This window comes from uncultured Pontibacter sp. (assembly GCF_947499215.1).
Lineage (GTDB): Bacteria > Bacteroidota > Bacteroidia > Cytophagales > Hymenobacteraceae > Pontibacter.
This window is the reverse complement of the sequence record NZ_CANMNI010000001.1, coordinates 820219-840408: the sequence shown is the minus strand read 5'-3', so window position 1 is coordinate 840408 and position 20190 is coordinate 820219. Positions and strand designations below refer to the sequence as shown.

Here is a 20190-nt window from a genome sequence, read left to right as displayed (position 1 = left end):
AGGGGGTTTTTAGTAGCTGCTGCTTTTATTTTTGAATTGAACTCCCTTACATTTGCAAAAGGCATTCGGATAGAAATATGCAAAAATTTTGAATCTGATCGCCTATGATTTTGAATAGTATTAAGTGTTGAACCTTAAGGAGAAAGGACACATATATGGATAGACTTCTAGGCGTACTGTTTTAATTAAAATTATATTTCTGAAGAGTAAATGCGAAAATTTAATAGCAAGAATCAGAAACTTAAATCAAATTATCTTTACTGTATTAGTACAATCAAAAAAATAAACAATTATCAACTTTAGCCAAAACAAGATGAACCTTAAACTTCGTTATATCCTAACGCCTATGCTAGTAGGCGCCATAACATTTTCATGCGATAAAAAAGATTTAGAAGAAGTAAACCCATCGCTCGGAGTTGAGTCCGTAGGCAACGCCACGGCCAGCCTGCTCTTCAGCCAGAACTTCGAGGGCAGCGACCCACTTGCCTCTTTCCACAGCCGGGAGACAGGAGCTGCCCACTCACTGACAGTAGTAGATCGGCCAGGTGGCGGGGGTAAGACATCCCGCTTCGAGCTGCGCCCGAACGACCCAGATGTGAAGGGCAGCCGCCGTGTCGAGACAACAGTGGTCGAGGCCAGCGAAGTGGAGAAAGAGACGTGGTACGGTTATGACGCCTACTTCCCTGCCGACGGTTACGTGGACGAGGCGAACGACGAGGTGATCACCCAATGGCACCAGAGCGACATGGGTAGCCCCTCGGCCTCCCTCCGCACAACGAACGGCCGCATCACGATGACGGTGCGCAATGAGCAGGACCAGAAGGAGAAGATCGACCTAGGCCCGGTGACCAAGAACAAGTGGCTCAACATCGTCGTGCACATGGTGCACTCCCACGGTTCTGACGGCCTGACCGAGATCTGGATTGATGGCAAGCAGGTGCTCTCCCGCAAGGGTGGCAACCTCTTCGACGGGGCGCTGCCGAAGTGGAAGATAGGCATCTACAAGTCGCGCTGGGCCAGCGAAGCGACCACCGTGGACAAGCGTGTGCTTTACTTCGACAACGTGAGAGTGGGAACGGCCGGCACAACGCTAGCCGATATGACATCCTCTACTGTTACTGCACCTACAGTTTCTGAACCAGAGTTGACACCTGAGCCAACTCCAACTGCTCCAACCACTGATCCACAACCAGGAACATCTGTTACTGAGGGTGCAGGATCTGTTACTTTGATAGATGCGAACGCAGACAAGGACCTGTTCCAGCTGACTGACGGCTCTACTGTTAGCTTCAGCGCTATGGGTACCAAGAAGCTGAACTTCCGTGCCAACTTTGACCCTGCTACCACTGCAAACGTGAAGTTTGAGTTGACAGGTGCGAAGGGCCACAGCTCAACTGACGGTGCGGCGCCATTCGCCCTCTTCGGTGACAACGGCAACGGCAACTACTATTACAACCAAATCCTGCCAGCGGGCAGCTACACCCTCAAGGCCACTCCTTACTCCGCCTCAGGCGCAGCAGGAACCCCTGTGCAGGTTAGATTCACTATAGTAGAGTCAGGTTCTAACTCAATTGCTCCATCTACTGGCAGCGAGGAGAAAGCAACAACTTCTCCAGTAACTAGCCCTACCGTTAGTAACATCACGCTGATAGACGCGAACGCAGACAAGGACCTGTTCCAGCTGACTGACGGCTCTACTGTTAGCTTCAGCGCTATGGGTACCAAGAAGCTGAACTTCCGTGCCAACTTTGACCCTGCTACCACTGCAAACGTGAAGTTTGAGTTGACAGGTGCGAAGGGCCACAGCTACACTGACGGTGCGGCGCCATTCGCCCTCTTCGGTGACAACGGCAGCGGCAACTACTACTACAACCAAATCCTGCCAGCGGGCAGCTACACCCTTAAGGCCACTCCTTACTCCGCCTCAGGCGCAGCAGGAACCCCTATGCAGGTTAGCTTCACTATCAAAAGCTAATGGTGTATGAGTAACTGGCCTGATTAAGGCTAGTTGAAAATAAAAAGCGGTGCAGGAATATTCCTGCACCGCTTTTTTTATACACTGAATCAACTTAACAAGCTACTTCACTTCTTTCAATAAAAGGTATCAGTGGGCTGTTCTAAAAATCTAGATGATAAGACAAATTACAACCATTAACTAAAGTCAATGCGGGCTCAATGTCAAAAGCTAATTGTTATAAAATTAAATTATTTAGTTTGTATTTTGAACAATGTTTATTTTAAATAGTAAAAGTTAAAATGTATTCCATTGCTAATTTTCTTTTTTTATAGCTGTAGTATAAAGGCTATAACACTAGAGTCTTGAGTTATTCTGAAACTCTTTAATTCGGATGAATATGAAGCCAAGTACTAGCAAAATAGTGCTATCCATCTTCCTGAGCGCCTTGTTGCTGGTATATATGCAAAAAGAATTAGAAGAGATTAACCCATCAATGGGCGTTGAATCCGTGGGAAACGCCACGGCCAGCCTGCTCTTCAGCCAAAACTTCGAGGGCAGCGACCCACTTGCCTCCTTCCACAGACTGGAGCTGGGGGCGCGCCATTCGCTGAATGTGGTGGAGCGACCGGGCGGAGGGGGCAAGGCGGCCCGCTACGAGCTGCGCCCGAATGACCCGGACGTGAAGGGCAGCCGCCGTGTGGAGACGACGGTAGTAAAGCGCAAGGTGGAAAAGGAAATGTGGTACGCCTTCGACATCTATTTCCCGGCCGACGGCTACGTGGACGAGGAGAACGACGAGGTGATCACCCAGTGGCACCAGAGCGACATGGGCAGCCCATCAGCCTCCCTCCGCACTAGAAGAGGCCGCATCACGATGACGGTGCGCGACGAGCAGGATGAGAAGGAGAAGATCGACCTGGGTCCGGTGACCAAGAACAAGTGGCTCAATATCGTTATGCACATGGTGCACTCCTACGGCTCTGACGGCCTGACCGAGATCTGGGTGGACGGCAAGCAGGTGCTCTCACGCAAGGGTGGCAACCTCTTCGACGGGGCACTGCCGAAGTGGAAGATAGGCATCTACAAGTCGCGCTGGGCCAGCGAAGCGACCACCGTGGATAAGCGCGTGCTCTACTTCGACAACGTAAGGGTGGGAACAGCCGGCACAACGCTGGCTGATATGACTTCTGAAACTGTTAGATCAAATCCAGTAAGAACTAAACTAGTAGAAGAAAGTGTGCACCAGTAGTTTAATTTAAAGGTGGTTAAGGGGGTTGCTTTTAATCGATAGGTATAAAAAGCCTTAAACCTTGAGGTGAACCCGGATAACTCTTTCAATAATTAAAGAGGAGTAAATAATTTGGGTTTAGATTATCAAATTTTAGCTTCCTGATATATTCTTTTTAGTTTATCAGCCACTGTAGGAAGGTCCAACTTAAGATTCAATAACTTTTGCCTGCCCTCACAGTGGTTCATGGCTATAACCTCTAGAATTTTTTTTGTGAGGTCTTTAGCATCGAAATCAGTTATTGCATAACCTTGTGTATTGTCCACTAAATACCGCACGTCACCCACATCAGTAAATACACCTTTGCAATTGCAAGCCATCCCCTCTTTGACAACATTAGGGGATCCTTCATCATATGAGCACATCACAAGTAGGTCAACCGAATTCAAATACTTAAAAACCTGTTGATGGGGGATGGGATATGGCGCAACTATTTCAATACCATGAGAAGAAAGCTCTTCTCTGGTTGCATTTAGCAACTGAAAGTTTTTTGTTGGGTCTTGGGTATTTCCTAAAAAAAGAACGTACTTTTTATTTGTCACAAGACCTAATTCTTCCCGGAAGTCCTGCTCTGTAGGGTAAAACTTTTGGACATCAACCCCATTAGGCAATAAGTATGATTTCCCTTTCTGCCAAACAAACTTTTCGAGATTTGGAGATTTGGAAATGATTTTTTTCATGAAGGGTTGAATTAGTATTGTGGAAAAAGTAAAAAAATTAATATAAACCTTGTTCTTGACTAATTTTCTTACTCTCCCGCGGGCGTCATCACCCATCAGGGATAGCACAATTGGCACTTTAGGCATTGCTAAAACCACTACCCATGCAGAAAGTGTGAAATGGGCATGTATAATGTCAAAATCATTTGATTTCAATAGTCTCTTCAATATTTTGACATTTGAGAGGTAACCAGAAAAACCCTTTCCTGTAATTTTAAAGTACTCTAAATCAATTTGCTTTTCCCTTAAAGATTCTCCTTGGACTTTAATAAAGGGAGCAATATCAAAGGCTTTAGAGTTGCCTGATGATACAAACAATACTTTCATCTTCTTTTCCAATGTGAGTTCTCCTATTAGATTAAGGGTTTTAACTAATTGATCATATTAATTATAGCGCATTGGTATAATGCTGGAGTTTTAAGTGCGTCAATTCAATTGATATATTGAGAATATACTTGTTACTAGGTTGCCCCCCTTGGTTATTTTCCACTGATTTAAGTACACTTTACCTAATCGATAAATTCGCGGAACCATAGCTCAAGGTGTATCCATTTCCAGATCTCTTTTGCAATGTTGGCTTTGCCGTCTAAATGGTCTTTATACTTGCTGAGTGCAGTGTTAGAGTTTATAATCCCCCGTTCCCTAAAAGAATCGCTCATTAGTAGATCTGTAATAATCTTTTGCCAAGCAGGTTCTCGAAACCACTCATCCTGCGGTGTGCCAAAACCCATTTTGTCTTGGCGCATGCGTATTTTTTCTGGTAGAGTGCCTTTCATGGCTTCTCTCAGAATATACTTGGTGATGCCATTTCGGATTGACCAATTATCAGAACTCGCCAGCGTCTTTTCTACCAACCGATAATCTAAGAAGGGGACTCGTGCTTCTAGTGAAAAGTGCATGGAATTAATATCTTCCCACTTAAGAAGATGCTCCAATTTGTTCTCGAAGTGATCAAGCAAGGAGTCTTTTAAGGTTTTTGAGCCGTATAGCTGACCGGCTATACCATTTGACTTACTATACCTGTCCACAAATGCGGAATCCATGTAGCCTTTTTCGTCCACCCGCAGTGAAGTTCTGGAGTTTTCGGGAAGCAGAAAGTAAATGAATGCTTTTAAGCCATAAAGACTGCGATGCTTGGTCATGTAGTGGTATACTTCGCCGCTGAGTCTGCCAATTCTAGCTGATCGGAGCAGATCCTTGAAATAGAAACCAAAGAAGTAGTGGTATCCTGCCAGTTTTTCGTCCGCACCTTGTCCATCTAGGGTCACCACCACATTGCCCTTAGCCAGTTCCATTACCTTATACTGCGCATAAGGAGATGTGGAGGGGAGGGGTTCGGCATGTGCCTTCACAAAGTGGTGCAGGTCATTTTGCAACGTAACGGCACTGGGCGAGGTATAGTGCATGTTCTTTAGAACGGGTTTGTATTCATGAATAAATCGTTTCTCGTCCCCAAACTGACCGTCCTCGTATACCGCCGAAAAAGTGTTCAAATCTGTTTTGTTAAAATCCTTAAGTAAAACAGATACAATACTAGAAGAGTCCAATCCTCCGCTGAGGCATACACCCACTGGCACATCACTCCTAAGTCTAAGTCTAATAGCAGAGGCGAGTAAATCTCTGTATTCCTCAGGGTCATTAAAAACCTCTGTGTTAGCTACTCTCTCTTTAAGGTTATACCATTTCTCAATATTTAATCTGTTATCAGTTACTCTGAGCTTACAGCCATGCTGTAGTTTTTTTATTTCACTGAAAAAAGTGTTCTCGTTTTGATCTGTTCTGCTGAAAGCTAGGTAATCAAATATGCTTTGATAATTTGGAGTTGGCTTGGCCTGTAAGAGTGTAAGCAGTGGTGGAATTTCAGAGCAGAACGCAAAGAAGGTATCGGTATGCAAGTAATAAAAGGGCTTTATACCAAAACGGTCTCTCGATGCAAAAACAGACTTATTGGTCCTGTCATAAATTGCAAAAGCCCACATACCATTAAAATGATGCATGCACTCCTCACCCCAATAAATATAGGAGTTTAATAAAACCTCGGTGTCAGTTTTGGTTTTGAACACAACACCTTTCTGGGAAAGTTCTTCCCGCAGCTCCACATAGTTAAAGATCTCACCGTTAAAAACAAGTACATACCTAGCGTCTGCCGAAAACATAGGCTGGTGCCCATCAGGTGTGAGATCTATAATACTGAGTCTTACAAAACCTAAACCTACCTTATCTTCTATAAATACCCCATCATCATCTGGACCACGATGCTTCATTTTCTGCATCATGTTTCGTAAACCCGTTTCTTGAGGTGTTTTATCTTCAAATTGAATTATTCCTGCTATTCCACACATTGAGCTAAATGATATAAGGGGTTAGATATTGATTATGGGTCGCCTGTTATTGTAAGCTTGAGTCTCTGTAAACAGCGTCTAATTAATACTCAATCTGTCGGCTACAACTAAGTTCATAATGAAACCCCATAGCTGGAGTTTCAGATACTGCACCATCCGATTGTATTCAAGGTTGAACTTTTGAAGAAAATGCGTAAGCAGATTGCTGGCTTTTTCAATTGGACCGCCTACTAAGTGTAGAAAATAGGAAACATAAAGGTTGTACCCTCCTAGTTGTTTTTGCAGTTTCAAATTTCCGCGATCAACAGCTAAAGAATAAACTACGGCTTTGAAGTCGTAAGATGATAACCCATTTGTGAGCATCAAATCCCACCGATACCTAGTTAACAGGGCGATATAAAGCAAACATGTTCTAGTAACGAATAGTAGGAACGATAATGAGTTTAGCAACATACTCTTTATTGATTTAAGCGCTCCTTAAAGGAATTGACTTTAATTAGTTAAGTTTATTTTTTATAAAGTGCTATATTTTGATTAAATCTTTATACGCTTAATAGAAGGTCTTGTTTTTATTTTAAGATTAATTTATATTAAACTGATCAGTAGTTCATAAAATAAGTATAAAGGGATATCGGCCCTCCGGAAAGCTTGTGATGAGCCTCATCCTATCTAACTATGGGGCATTGCCTAGGTGCTGGGCATGAGTCAAGTTTTGTGATCAAGCACTTGGACCAGTGGGCAGGTCACAAACTCAAATGCGGAGCTAGTGGCGTCCGTAGCTGGGCGAGTTATATAGCTTTAGGGTTATGTAGGCGGGACAGATGGGTATAGCTATAAAATTCTCTTCTTTAAGAAAAATCCTTGTAAATATAAGATAGTCACGTTGCGCCTTTTGAGAGTTATTTGCCACTCTAAACTCTAAACTTCAACAATAGAGCTGTTCACATGCTTTTTAAGCACGATCATAAATAAGTGAGCAAATCATATAACTAATATACTATTTTTTAGTATAAAAACTGTTGAATCGCAAATAGAAAACGAACTTAAACTGCAGTTGTAGTTTGAAGACCCCCTTAAATCAAAACTCTTAAGAATGTGCTCTTAGATAGCTTTGCCTCAACTCATACTTATAAGATTTATTACTCAGTTAAAGTCGTTCTAGACAATGAAAATCACTGTAAGAAATATTTGCTCGTGGTTGATTGCCTCACTTCTAATTATCTTCGGGGTTGTTCGTAGAGCAAGAATGAAAGCCATGAGAGGAGACTATATATTGTCACTCTACTTTCACAAGCCCACAAAGGAGGAATTTGAAAAGAGTGTGAGATGGCTAAAGCACAAAGGTTTTACATTCCTTAGTCCAGCGGATGTTTTAGATATTATACGAGAAAACCTTGAGTTGCCAAAGGGGGCAATTATAATTACAGTTGACGATGGATGGCAGAGTAATGAATCCAGCATTGTTGAGATAGCAAATAAATACTGTGTACCGGTAACCATATTCGTCTCAACTGAACCAGTAGAAGAAGGCGCTTATTGGTGGTCCTATTTAAATGTAGCCGAAGGAACACCCTTGGTTGTCCCCTCCAAAGCAACTCTCAAGAGGATGCATAATAATGACCGACTCTCTATAATTAATGACATAAAGAAGTACAGATCGATTGAGAGAGAGGCATTAACTATCGAGCAGGTAAAGCAAGCAGCTTGCTCCCCATATGTAACAATCGGCGGGCATACGCATTCACATCCTATACTTATCAATTGTGAGGATGAAGATGTGGTGGAAGAACTGAAAATTTCAAAGCGAAAGTTAGAGACTTGGATGCATAAAGAAGTGGATTTTTTTGCTTACCCCAATGGCGACTATGGGCAAAGAGAGATGGTGGTGTTGAGGAACTTAGGGTATAAGTTAGCATTTTCTAGCAAGCCACAGTATCTCACCAAAGAAAGCCTAAAAGATTATTTCGAGTTACCAAGATTTGGTTATTTGGAGGGCGCATCTTTTGCTGAGAACATTTGTCGCATGGTAGGCATTTGGCAACCACTTGTCCAAAAATTGCAGGGAACTTATAAGCTAGATACAAAAATTAAAGTTACCCCGTCTAGTGCCCCACCTATTAAAGTGCCTAAGACTTTGCCTCAATTTAACTGACACCATTAAATTAATTACCTCTGAATTGCTTAAAATGAGAAAGATACACCCTACTCGCAGTCTCCTCATTTGGCCCTCTTTGCCAATTGACATTTATTTTAGAAGTAATTCTGACTGGAAGCCGTTTCCGCTCGATCAGGACAATTGCAGATTATACTCTCTAGCAAGACACGCAATCTGTAATTCATGTCATGCTTTGGGGCTAAAGAGTGGCGATATTATCCTTGTCCCTGCATATCACCATGGTTCTGAAGTAGAAGCTTTGATAGAGGCGGGGCTTCAGATTCGTTATTATGAGGTTAAGGAAAACCTCGAGCCTGATCCGGAGGAACTACAGTCTTTGATGAGTTCTGGTGTTCGGGCTCTTTACATTATACACTACTTGGGCTTTCCTCAAGATGCAGCATATTGGCGGCAGTGGTGCGATGACAGGGAAATAATGTTAGTGGAGGATGCCGCACAAGCCTTCCTTGCAACGCACAACGGGAAGCCGGTAGGCTCATTTGGACATATGGGGCTATTTTGCCTGTATAAAACTTATGGTCTACCCGACGGGGGAGCAGTCATTGCGAACGTTCCTCTCGCGCCTCCCTCTGGGCAACCCAAATCTGGAGTTTGGCGTGCTTTTAAAAGGCACATTAACTGGATTGCCTCCCGAAGAAGCGAACTGGGAATCATCCATATAATGCTAAAACCTATACAGACCAAGCTGAATAGGTCTTGGAATAGGCTGAACAAACGCACGCACATTGAGTTCGAAGTCGGTGATGCTTCTTCGCCTCCTTCCAGCATGACTAGGTATCTGCTTCCTAAAATTCTAGATGAGCAAACAGCCCACCGCAGAAGGGAAAATTACAGGTTCTTGCTCAGACATCTGGGGGATATGGTTCCACCTCCGTTTGCATTTCTTCCGGAAGGGGCAAGCCCTTTTGCTTTTCCTCTTGAGGTGGTTGAACCACGCGAATTCCTAGCCAGACTGCGCCTAAGAGGAGTAAATGGACTTCTGTTTTGGATAAACCCACATCCATCTCTTCCTGTAGCCGACTTCCCAAGAAGCAAGTCTCTTCGGGAGGGGGTATTAGCTTTGCCGGTTCATCAAGAGCTAACGTTAGAGAACCTTTTACAAATTGTTGATGCTGTCAAAGAAGCTCGTGCGAGTTCAACTGTGCAAGTCGTTTCTGCAGGCTGATGTGTTATTGAGCCATACTGTCTTTGTTCTTCTGCAAAGTGTAAGAATAGTATTAATGAAGGTACGGGTTATACCTGTAAACTCTAAAATAATATCCTATGCAAACCATAGTTAATCATGCTACATCTACTTTGCCTGTGAATACACAAGGACTTGATGTATTGATAGGGGAAGAGGTTTTTACTTTACTCTCGGATGAGGATTTTCAGCAGGACTGGGACCGGCTCTACGAGGCCTGTCCTTGGGGTACCGTGTTCCAGAGCAGAAACTTTGTTGCGTGCTGGTACCGCACCTACCAAGGGGCCTATCTGCCTGTGCTGGTGCGTGCAGTGCAGGAGGGGCAGCTAACGGGCCTGCTGACCTTGGCGCTTCCCCAAGGTGGGGGGCAACTGGTGGGGGCCGGCCACTTCGAGGCCGAGTACCAGTGCTGGCTTTCGGCTGAGGCCGAGGGCGAGTCCTTCATCACGACAGCCCTCACAGAGCTGCAGCGTCGACTGCCGGGCCATGCCGTGCACCTGCGATTTCTGCCTCCGGGTGCCCCCATGAGCTGGGCCGAGGCTGACCCGCGCTGGCGGGCGCAATGCGTGGTACAGCCCGCCCGCCGTCCCCTGATGGACATGGCTGCCCCCGATCTGCCTAAAATGTTTAGAAAAACTGAGTTTAAGAATAAGCTGAACCGACTGCGCCGGATAGGCGAGGTACGTCTGGAGCGGGTGACAGATGCCGCTGCCTTCTCAGCCATGCTCAAGGAACTGGCCGTACAGTATGACTTCCGGCAGGGGGCCATGTTCAACAAGAACCGTTTTCGGGAGAATCCGCTCAAGGCCGTTTTCCTGCAGGAGCTTTTCCAATTAGGGCTTCTCCATGCAACAGTACTAAAAGTGAACGAAGAGGTAATAGCAGCAATAGCTGCCGTGATAAGCAAGGATTGGGTGCATCTAGGGGGTATCAACATCCATACACCTTTGTATGCTAATTACTATTCACCAGGGTTCGTGCATTTTCTTATGCTAGGACAGCACCTATCAGAAGAAGGTGTGGCTGTATTTGATCTAACTCCAGGTGGAGACTCTTATAAGGAGCGTATGGCTACAAATCATGATTATGTACATGAGCTTGTAGTTTCTAATAAACTAAGCTTTCAACTCAAAAAGCGGTTAAAAAAGGGTCTTCATGATCGTCTGATTAAATCAGGTTTAAGGCCGATGTCAGTTGAGTTGGCTATCAGAAAAAATATTTATCTTTTTAAAGGTAAGACTAAAGCATTCCTCAATTCGGGGTTAAGCTTACTACTTTTCAAAGTAAGAGAAGGGGAAAAGAAACACTACAGAATTCTAGCTGATGACATAAAGCGCTCAGAATCTTGTGCTTCTGTTGAAGTTAGGTATAATAACCTAAACGACCTGTTGGACTACGACGGCCGTGGGGTGTGGCAGACGCGGTGGGAGTTTCTGGGGGAGTCGATGCGGCGCTTCGAGTCGGGTGAGCGGAGCTACACCTGGGCCGAGGGGGGGCGGCTGCTGGCCTGCGCTTGGCTGGGGAGGGCGCCTGTCGGCGGCCCGGCGCCGGAGGGGGCGCCCGTGCTGCGGGGCATCTACTGCCACCCAGCCGGCCGGGGGCGGCTGGCGGGCTTTCTGGCGGCCGCGGTGGCCTGCCAGGACGGGGGAGAGCTGTACGCCACGGCCCGGGAGGCATACACCTCCCAAGCCCTTGAAGCGATTGGATTCACATTAGTGAACTAAAAACTAATATGTATTGAACACTTGCTATTAATTATTTTATCTGCATTGCCCCAAACAAATATTAATCATTTTCAAACCTATCGTCCACTTGTGTAATGGTTAATGTGAGGTATTGTTGATCAAGATGTCCTTTCAAGTGTTAATTTGCTTTAACAATCTTGTGGGGTGACTATTCCGTGACATGCTGGAATAGTAAGCCATCTTTAAAATATGTTGCATCGCCATAGTAGATAAGGACGTTTTTTTGCATTTACAATCTCATAATCCTAATTAGTAATCGAATTTGTTTGGCTTTAGTATCCAACGCCTACTACAATATTAAAAAGGGAGTTTAGCACAGAGCCCATTGTGCTCTCCTTATCACAAGCTACATCACGAGTGTTTATATGCAAGTAGATTCTTAGATTAACAAAACTGTGATTATGATGATAAGTCACCTTCAATCATATCTGCAATATATTAGATATTAGGGTAAAGTTACGGCTAGATAAATACAAGCTAATGGATGTTTGAATTGTCAACATCTAAGTGACTAATGTGAATCCAATCGCTTCAAGGGCTTGGGAGGTGTATGCCTCCCGGGCCGTGGCGTACAGCTCTCCCCCGCCTTGGCAGGCCTCCCCCGCCGCGGCCGCCAGAAAGCCGGCCAGCCGCCCCCGGCCGGCCGGGTGGCAGTAGATGCCCCGCAGCACGGGCGCCCCCTCCGGCGCCGGGCCGCCGACAGGCGCCCTCCCCAGCCAGGCGCAGGCCAGCAGCCGCCCCCCCTCGGCCCAGGTGTAGCTGCGCTCACCCGACTCGAAGCGCCGCATTGCCTCCTCCAGAAACTCCCACCGCGTCTGCCACGCCTCACGGCCGTCGTAGTCCAGCAGGTCTTCGAGGCTCATTTTATTGATGGGAATAGTGGAATTCTGAAGTTTAATGATAGAATGGCAGTAAGTAGAATAAACTCTGTCCTGTTTTGCAGGATATATAAAAGTAATATAGTCAGTAACTGATGATCTTAGGCTTTTACGAATTCTCTCAGATGTATTCCAAGTAGCTTTTTTAAAATCTTTAATAAAAGTTTTTCTTGCTACAGCTTTTAATAAAGTCAGCTTTATATATTTAATCAGCTTATACTGAAGATTTTTTGATAGAATATGACTAGGGTTGCTGATGGTAAGTTCGAATGCATTTTCATAATGGTTTGCCAGATCCTCTTTATAGGAGTCTCCTCCAGGTGTTAAGTCAAACACTTTAAAATTCTCCTCGACCATCAGCTTGCCAAGCATCAGGAAATGAAGTATACCGGGAGAATGCTTTGCATAGAAAGGAGAGTGGGTATTAAGACCTTGCAAATGGACCCAGTTGTTATCCATTGCACCTATATTAGAGGCAATAATTTCATCATTTAGCTTCAGAATTGTGGCATGTACTAAATTATGCTCAAACAAAGCAAGCATGAACTTTCGCTTGAATGGGTCATCTTTGAATGGGTTAATGTTTACTGTCGCACCTTTTCGGAAATCAAATTGAACGGCAAGCTCTTCGATGGTTGAGGCAAACTCATCGGTTCCTGTAATGCGCTCAAACTTTAACTCACCTAATCTTTTTAAACGATTTAGTTTCTCTCTTCTGTTTTTCTTCTTCAATTCACGGGTAAGGCTAGCTTCATCTACAACTAGTAGGGGTTGTTTAAATGACTGGACCATGCATCGGCTTTTCCAGTAAGGATCGGTCTTTATACAACCGATGGGAGTATTGTAGGGAATATACTTTAAATGAATCGCAGCTTTAGGAAATTGCTTCTGAAGAAGACTCAGCGCATTTATTATGAATTCCGAGTTGGAAGAATCTTCAGCTAACCAGACCTGATATTCAGCTTGATTCCCTCCTGCGCCGATTATATGTTTATCATTACTTTTTGCTAACGTTAGAAGGCCGGTGAGTCTTCCATTATTTTTTGCACTGACAATAATAGGAACATATTTGTCTTGGTAGATCCTATACCATGAGGTTACAAATTCCCTTTTTTGAAAAACAGTAGCCCAAGGACATAGATCATATATGTTGTCCCAGTCAGAGATAAACTCATTATCTTGGATTTGTCTCAAGGCATCATCGCCTATTAGTAACTCTATAATCTCAACCTCTTTTTTAAGTACCTTGTGCTGAATGTCAATCATAGTATCGAAGAGCTATACCTGTTTAATTAATATAAGAGCATTGATTAGAGAGCTACGGTAGCTTGTGCCCATGTAAATGCCTTATAGATCTATATGTATGTTTTGCTTTCGGAAAGCCAGTTATTGCAAGGCCTGTGAATTGTTTGCCACTTTCAGGCATTAATAATATCTGCAAACACATTTGATGATACAACCTTTGCCATTTATATATAAATTTTATCCTCTGGAATGCAGTTAACCCAAGGCATGATTGGTATTTAGTGGCCCACTCGAATTTGGAATCAACAGCCGGAATAAGAGCCATAACTCTATTGCCAGTCAGTTTCTTAACTATTTTAAAGGACCTTTTCAACAAGTCTTTTCTAATTTCAAAGCAAAGGATCTAATTAAATTCTATTGGAAAAATAAGGTTCACCTGTAACGCCATTCTTAGGTTTCGCCTAAAAATTATACGAATAATTTTAAAAAATAACTATTTATGCTAATGATGTTTTACCGATATGCATTATAATATATACAGCATATGTGAAATTTCATGACTATTCTTTTATGACTTTACTGTATAAACATTTCAAATCGCTTTGGATGTGACAATTCATGAAAGTAATTACTATATAGGATCTCTTAATGATAACATAAAAAGCCATTAAGGAAAACTTATTTTTGATCAGTTATAAGATGCTTGAAGTGTCCCATTTGATGGCCACTGCAGCAGAGCGGGGTTATTTAAGAGTAGTGTTCTATGTTATATAACATGAGATGTACTGTACAAGGTCACAGTAGAAGCACTCGAATTTAAAATTATGCTTGAGAAAAAATAACTGCTATACGCTCAATAGGATAACCTATCAAATATGAGCAGATCAAGAGAATTCTAGTTTAGTATTCTGTCCAAAACATTTCTCTAAATGATTGATCAAACCTATGAATATACCTTTATAGCTATACTTATTCACCCTTAATAGGAATATGTTCACAGCCATAAAATTGTATTTACCTTGCATTTTCGAACATTCCCTAGACAAATAGTCTCTTTCCCCATAAATTCAAAATTGCTTTAAAAAAAATATAAAATATTCAAATCTTTAATTCTTGATTTAAGTATATTTATTATATGTTACATTTTATCATTATTGGTAATTTTTAAAAAAATCTTTGGAAGAGACCAAATATGGCAAATATTTTATTTTAACATATAGAGATCGTTAATACTAACTACAACGTAACTTATGATAGGTATGGGAGAAAATATACTAGAATTATAAATTGTATAATCATCATAATAATTCACTTCTTTATAAAGTGTCTAAAGGTCAACTCAGGATTGATTAAATTAAATATAATATACTCTATTTGAATTAGTAAGGTGTAAATATTTAATGTTAAGGGATCTTTTATAAGAATACTGTCAACCTGAAGCTGCAAGTATCTTTCAATCCCTACCGAAGTAATTAGAAAGTGAAATTTAGTGTACTATCGCCATGTGCTGATGAATTAAACAAATACGCTATGATTAAATCTAGACAACCACTACCTCCAATATATCTAGGAGCAGATGTACTAACTCTTATACTTTCATTTTTCTTGTCGATATTTCTTTTTAGTGAGAATAAGTATCTAGAGCTTGAGTGGCTAATTCTTGTTGGAATCGTCTTTCTGTGGATTATGCTAGGTTACTGGCGGAATATATATGACGTTAGCCTTAGTAAGGCTAACTTACGCGTATTCTATTACATCAAGGCATACTTTATTCTATTAGGGTTGGTGGTTCTGTTCTTTTTAATCTATCCTTATCCTGAAACTAGTAAAACCGTAGTTATTGCGTTTGTTGTTTCTCTTCCAGTAATCGGGATCCCGATTAATTTGATGGTATCTAATATAAGCTTACTTGTCAATTCTAAGTCTTCCGCAAAATACACGCTAGTGGCTGGAATTGGAAACATGGCGGTTAATGTTGAGAAGAGCTTGCATGGGAAAAATAGCTCAAGTCATCAAATTAAAGGATTTGTTAAGTGTAAGAAAGAAGAATGCATTGTTGAGCACGAGAAAGTAGTTGGAGATATATCTAACATACATGATTACCTAAGAGATAATTTGGTTGATGAGATTGTAATAGCAATACCTATTAAACCATCCAAGAAGGTAAAGAATATACTGGCTGCAGCTGACTATCATGGGGTGCGTGTAAAGTATATACCGGATTATCAGGGATTATTTGGTGACAAGTATAAAGCAACACGGTATGGCCATTTAGAGGCAATAAATGTACGACAGTTGCCACTGGACAATGCCATTGCATCATTTGTAAAGAATAGCTTCGATAAGTTATTTTCTTTCATTGCTTTACTAATGTTGTTGCCATTGTTTCTACTTATAGCCCTGTTAATTAAAGTAGATTCCCCGGGACCTGTATTTTATTGCCCAATGCGGATAGGCAAAAGTGGGCGTCCAATTAGGATTTTTAAATTCAGAAGCATGCGGGAGAATGATTCTCAAATAGGGGGCACACTGTCTACAGCTAAGAATGATCAGAGAATAACCAAACTTGGAAGAATTTTAAGAAAGTATAGCTTAGATGAATTACCCCAGTTTGTTAATGTACTTCTAGGTGATATGAGCGTAGTCGGGCCAAGACCACACAGGAGCGTTCTTAACCAACAATTTCAAGAAAGTGAAGAGAAGTATATGATGAGGCATTACTTTAAACCTGGAATCACCGGGTGGGCACAAGTGAATGGTTGGAGAGGGCCCACAGAAACTAAAGAGCAAAAAACAATGCGTACAAAGTATGACCTTTGGTATGTTGAGAACTGGTCATTCGGGTTAGATATGAAGATAATATTCCTGACTATATTTAGTAAAAAAGTGCACAAGGCAGCTTTCTGATATACCTGTCTTATAATAGATTATATATTTCTATCGGCATGTAGCTGCTCCGTTAATATTCAGTTTTATGCGAATTAGGAGCTAATATTTAAGATGTAGGCAGGAAGAGACGGTACTCAGAAATAGTAGAAGTAAAGAATATCAACCCTACTAGTTCCTTTTTTTAGGAAGTTCTAAGGTTTATATTTAAGGACTTCATCAACCATAAATTGAGTAGTATCTACACAGTTTTTTAGAATTTCTTCGCGGGTTTTCCTGAATTTTTCTCTACTTCCATCATCTGCTATAATGGAGACTGCCTTGTCAATAGCTCTTAACTGATCGCTTTCGCTTTCATTAAAATTAAAGACTATTCCATATTTTTGCTCCTCCTCAGTTGTGTATCCTCTACCGTCATTATCAATAAATATTGATGGTGTTCCTAATACAGCAGCTTCGGAGGCCATCGTAGCACTTTCCCCAAAAAGTAAGCTACTGTAGTATATTGCATCATGCATTTTATCAACTGGTATACTGATTCTGTAGCTCTCCAAATCTGAAGGAAGTTCACCTTCGGCTGTAATAAAAACCTTAGCATATTTAATTAATGACTGTACAGCTTTTCTCTTGTTGTGCAAAGTCATACCAGTATGTCCAAAATCATGAGTTGCTGCCCATGAAACAAATCTTATAATAACATATTTTTCGCCTTCTATTACTCCTAATAGTTTTAATATTTCAGGATTAGGGGAATAATAGTTGGGGTGTAAATATGACACCTCCATGTAACTGTCAAATCTTTTCTGCTTAATACCTAGATCTGTTCGAAAACATGATGGGGTAAATATTTTGGTTGCAAAAGGTACCGTTAACTGATGATGAAGCTTTGCATGTTCAGTATCACTGAAAACTAAAGAGGGGATACCTAGAAATTTTGCTACATGAGAAGGGTAGGGGTGCAAAAAGTTTATGAATACATCAGGTTTATACTTTAATGAAATCCTAAGAAGTTTATAGTCTGCAAATATTAAATATATAAACTTGCCAATTTTTCCTTCTCTACCCTTACCTCTGTTTATATATGAAATGTTGTATAATGTAAGCAGTCGGTGTGAAATTTCTTTATCTCTTGCTACAAATAGCACCTCATGACCCTTGTCCTGCATTATATTAGAAAAATTTCTAAAATAATGCACATGAGCAGGATGGTTAATATCGACAAGGATTTTCATGATGAGATAAATAGTTTATGTTATAGTATAAGGAACTTGCTGCCGACGAATGGGTATCTCACTATCTAATTCTAATGGCTGAAAAACACTTTAGCTTTCCATGTATACATAGAGTACTTTCTTAATATTACATATTGAAAGCTATAGCCGGGAATTCCTTAACCGGAGTAATTAAAAGGCTATCAACTTCATTCAATTATTAACTTTAACAAGTCCTGAATCATTTACTATTCTAGGAGATCCTATGTTCAAAGCATCTCTGTAAGCTGCTTCGAATTTCTCACCCATACGCTCGAGCGAGAATGAATTTAAAATAACTTCTTTACTCCTTTTTCCGAACTCGTCCCTTTTCTTCTTATTGTCTATCAGATCAATCACTAGCTCAGCTATCTCGTCAGGAGTACTTTCTTTAACTAGATAACCATTTACATTGTGTTGGATAAGCTCCGTATTTCCACCTATTCTGCTAGCTATCACAGGCTTGCCTAACGACATGTATTCAATTATAGCATTAGAAATACCCTCGCCATTAGGTGAAAATAAAACCCCAATGTCACATGCGTTCACTAAGGCCTCCACATCATTAATGTTGCCTGGAAATAATAATCTGTTGTTGCTACTGATTAATTTCATAATATTCTGATAGGTCGTGTCATCTTCAATATACCATCCAACCCCAATGAAACTGATGTCACTCCTAATTTTGGTTACTCTCTGAGCTATATCAAAAAACAATTTATAATCTTTATTTGGGGATACTGAGGCTACCATTATGACAGTATAAGGAGTCAGAATATTGTACTTCTCTTTTACTATAGAAGTGTTAGGTAAAGCCTTAAAACGGTCTAGGTCAACACCATTGTGTATCACTCTCGATTTGTACGAAGGAGGCTTAAAAGCCTCAATACCTGCATTGGAATTAGATAATATTGTCCTAGAGAATTTGAAATTAACCCTGTTTATTAAATAGTCGATTGAAATTCTATTGATATTGGGAGGTGCTGCCGTTATCTGGCTATTAATGAGGGGCACTTTAGTTTTAATGACTGTAGGAATACTGTAAAGAGTTTGCACCTTGCCCCAAGTATGAATTATGTCAGGTTTATAGAGCTTTACTATTTTGTAAAACTTATAAAAAACAGAAATATCATTTTTATTCCATAGCTTAGGTATAACATGATAACGAATTTTTAAGTCATGAAACTTTTGATAATGAATTTGATTTGATGTCATGATAACTAGTAACTCATACACACCGCTGTTACTTAAATAAGAAAGTAATTCTACAAGCCTTCTCTCCTTTCCCCCAGCTCTTAGACTTCCAATAAAAAAAATTATTTTAATTCTCATATTGTAATCATTTTAATTATTGTTAGCATATAATGGAACTGCATATGTTGAGTGTAGTTACACCGTTTTCAAAATATCTAGAAGACTGTTTGTCAGTAACCGATGGTCATGATTTTGATTTACATAATCAGTAACTTTCTTGGAAAGCGCCTCATAAACGGGTCGGGGAATCGCTTCTATCTGCCTACTTAAGTGTAGAGCATCTTTATAAACTATCCCTAAATCGTGGTCTGAAATGATAGAATCGGGGTTTACTTGTTCTGTTGTAAGAATGGGGGTTCCAGTAGCCATTGCCTCTAAGAATGTATTGCTAAATCCCTCATAGTGCGATGTGTTCAATAAAAATTTAGATCGCGATAGAAATGGTAAGACCTCATGTCTTGGCAAAAAACCTATGAATTTAACGTTAGGAAGTTCTTTAAGCTTTTCCAAGTATTCCATCGTTTCATTATCAACCTGTGAGGCTTCTTTACCAGCGATTAAAAAGGTATGATTTCCTAATTTGGAGGCTATATCATAAAGGAGTTTTAGATTTTTTTGGTACTGGAAGAGCCCAAGCCATGATATATAAGAGTCATATTTTGTATCATTAATAGTATGAGAATTGTTTAATACTATTGGATTGGATATTTTATATACTGTTTTTCTAGGAAATTTTCTTTTTATAATACGGAATTGATATTCATTTTGACATAGGATACAGCTAGACAACCTGAATCCTATATCCTGTAAAAGACGGTGTGTTCGGGAATATTTAGTGAAAAAACGATCATCTATTAGAAAATCATTAGACACCCTTTGGATAAATTTAATGTTTAGTGAGTGACATATAATCGCTAATATACTAGAGTGCCAACTAGGTATACCTTTATAGACATAATCAGGCTTAACTTGTCTTAACGCTTTGTATATGTGAGGTATGCGATAATAAACCCATCGTACCCATCGTATACCCTTGGAAGGTTCATAATCCGGAAGAATTTTTATATTAAGACACTCCTCTTTAAAATTATTTTCGCTATTAGGCGTAGTTAATAAGTAAACATCTTGAGTAGAAGCTAGAAGGCCTTGAATCCATCCATATGCTTGTACAGCTGCACCACCTGAAGGCTTTTCCTCTTTTAATAAAATATTCACTATTTTATCATCATAGAATATAAATCTAGCCATATAATAAAGTTTTTATATT

Annotated in this window: 12 protein-coding genes; 6 read left to right on the top strand and 6 right to left on the bottom strand. The window is 41.0% G+C overall.

From position 1 onward, the window contains the following. The first annotated feature begins 313 nt into the window (after positions 1–313). Positions 314–1975, top strand: a complete 1662-nt coding sequence (locus Q1A04_RS03645; protein ID WP_299701334.1) for a polysaccharide lyase — start codon at positions 314–316, stop codon at positions 1973–1975. A 379-nt stretch (positions 1976–2354) separates the two neighbouring features. After that, the gene (locus Q1A04_RS03640; RefSeq protein WP_299701331.1) at positions 2355–3206 is read left to right on the top strand and encodes a polysaccharide lyase; all 852 of its coding nucleotides are present in this window, start codon (positions 2355–2357) and stop codon (positions 3204–3206) included. A 125-nt stretch (positions 3207–3331) separates the two neighbouring features. Here the strand turns inward: Q1A04_RS03640 and Q1A04_RS03635 are convergent, their stop codons facing one another. Both Q1A04_RS03635 and asnB read right to left on the bottom strand, forming a co-directional pair. Continuing rightward, entirely contained in the window at positions 3332–4291 is a 960-nt protein-coding gene (locus Q1A04_RS03635) for a glycosyltransferase (protein ID WP_299701328.1), read from the bottom strand. A gap of 182 nt (positions 4292–4473) precedes the next feature. Beyond that, positions 4474–6306 carry an asparagine synthase (glutamine-hydrolyzing) gene (gene asnB / locus Q1A04_RS03630; RefSeq protein ID WP_299701325.1) on the bottom strand — a complete coding sequence of 611 codons (1833 nt, stop codon included), beginning with the start codon at positions 6304–6306 and terminating at the stop codon, positions 4474–4476. Positions 6307–7471: 1165 nt separating this feature from the next. On the opposite strand from asnB, the gene Q1A04_RS03625 reads away from it, so the two are divergent. The 3 genes from Q1A04_RS03625 (at position 7472) to Q1A04_RS03615 (ending at position 11389) form a co-directional block, all read left to right on the top strand. Next, the gene (locus Q1A04_RS03625) at positions 7472–8458 is read left to right on the top strand and encodes a polysaccharide deacetylase family protein (protein WP_299701322.1); all 987 of its coding nucleotides are present in this window, start codon (positions 7472–7474) and stop codon (positions 8456–8458) included. 34 nt (positions 8459–8492) lie between these two features. Beyond that, positions 8493–9647: a DegT/DnrJ/EryC1/StrS family aminotransferase gene (locus tag Q1A04_RS03620; protein ID WP_299701320.1), complete on the top strand. Its 1155-nt coding sequence runs from the start codon at positions 8493–8495 to the stop codon at positions 9645–9647. A 137-nt stretch (positions 9648–9784) separates the two neighbouring features. Beyond that, positions 9785–11389, top strand: a complete 1605-nt coding sequence (locus Q1A04_RS03615) for a GNAT family N-acetyltransferase (protein ID WP_299701317.1) — start codon at positions 9785–9787, stop codon at positions 11387–11389. Positions 11390–11913: 524 nt separating this feature from the next. Here Q1A04_RS03615 and Q1A04_RS03610 read toward each other — a convergent pair. Then, positions 11914–13554, bottom strand: coding sequence for a GNAT family N-acetyltransferase (locus tag Q1A04_RS03610; RefSeq protein WP_299701314.1), 1641 nt, complete (start codon positions 13552–13554; stop codon positions 11914–11916). A 1509-nt stretch (positions 13555–15063) separates the two neighbouring features. Here Q1A04_RS03610 and Q1A04_RS03605 point away from each other — a divergent pair. Next, entirely contained in the window at positions 15064–16440 is a 1377-nt protein-coding gene (locus tag Q1A04_RS03605) for an undecaprenyl-phosphate glucose phosphotransferase (RefSeq protein WP_299701311.1), read from the top strand. A 173-nt stretch (positions 16441–16613) separates the two neighbouring features. Here the strand turns inward: Q1A04_RS03605 and Q1A04_RS03600 are convergent, their stop codons facing one another. From Q1A04_RS03600 to Q1A04_RS03590, 3 genes are all read right to left on the bottom strand, one after another. Continuing rightward, positions 16614–17651 carry a DUF354 domain-containing protein gene (locus Q1A04_RS03600; protein ID WP_299701308.1) on the bottom strand — a complete coding sequence of 346 codons (1038 nt, stop codon included), beginning with the start codon at positions 17649–17651 and terminating at the stop codon, positions 16614–16616. A 192-nt stretch (positions 17652–17843) separates the two neighbouring features. Continuing rightward, positions 17844–19001 (bottom strand): glycosyltransferase, encoded by a 1158-nt coding sequence (locus tag Q1A04_RS03595; protein ID WP_299701306.1) that lies wholly within the window; start codon positions 18999–19001, stop codon positions 17844–17846. Between the two features lie 57 nt (positions 19002–19058). After that, positions 19059–20171 carry a glycosyltransferase family 4 protein gene (locus Q1A04_RS03590; protein ID WP_299701304.1) on the bottom strand — a complete coding sequence of 371 codons (1113 nt, stop codon included), beginning with the start codon at positions 20169–20171 and terminating at the stop codon, positions 19059–19061. Positions 20172–20190: the final 19 nt, after the last annotated feature.

Bases quoted from the DNA above. Each gene is read 5' to 3' on its own strand.
- Q1A04_RS03590 (WP_299701304.1), bottom strand. From the start codon at position 20,171: ATGGCTAGATTTATATTCTATGATGATAAAATAGTGAATATTTTATTA.
- Q1A04_RS03595 (WP_299701306.1), bottom strand. From the start codon at position 19,001: ATGAGAATTAAAATAATTTTTTTTATTGGAAGTCTAAGAGCTGGGGGA.
- Q1A04_RS03635 (WP_299701328.1), bottom strand. From the start codon at position 4,291: ATGAAAGTATTGTTTGTATCATCAGGCAACTCTAAAGCCTTTGATATT.
- Q1A04_RS03645 (WP_299701334.1), top strand. From the start codon at position 314: ATGAACCTTAAACTTCGTTATATCCTAACGCCTATGCTAGTAGGCGCC.
- Q1A04_RS03610 (WP_299701314.1), bottom strand. From the start codon at position 13,554: ATGATTGACATTCAGCACAAGGTACTTAAAAAAGAGGTTGAGATTATA.
- Q1A04_RS03620 (WP_299701320.1), top strand. From the start codon at position 8,493: ATGAGAAAGATACACCCTACTCGCAGTCTCCTCATTTGGCCCTCTTTG.
- Q1A04_RS03605 (WP_299701311.1), top strand. From the start codon at position 15,064: ATGATTAAATCTAGACAACCACTACCTCCAATATATCTAGGAGCAGAT.
- Q1A04_RS03625 (WP_299701322.1), top strand. From the start codon at position 7,472: ATGAAAATCACTGTAAGAAATATTTGCTCGTGGTTGATTGCCTCACTT.
- Q1A04_RS03640 (WP_299701331.1), top strand. From the start codon at position 2,355: ATGAAGCCAAGTACTAGCAAAATAGTGCTATCCATCTTCCTGAGCGCC.
- asnB (WP_299701325.1), bottom strand. From the start codon at position 6,306: ATGTGTGGAATAGCAGGAATAATTCAATTTGAAGATAAAACACCTCAA.
- Q1A04_RS03600 (WP_299701308.1), bottom strand. From the start codon at position 17,651: ATGAAAATCCTTGTCGATATTAACCATCCTGCTCATGTGCATTATTTT.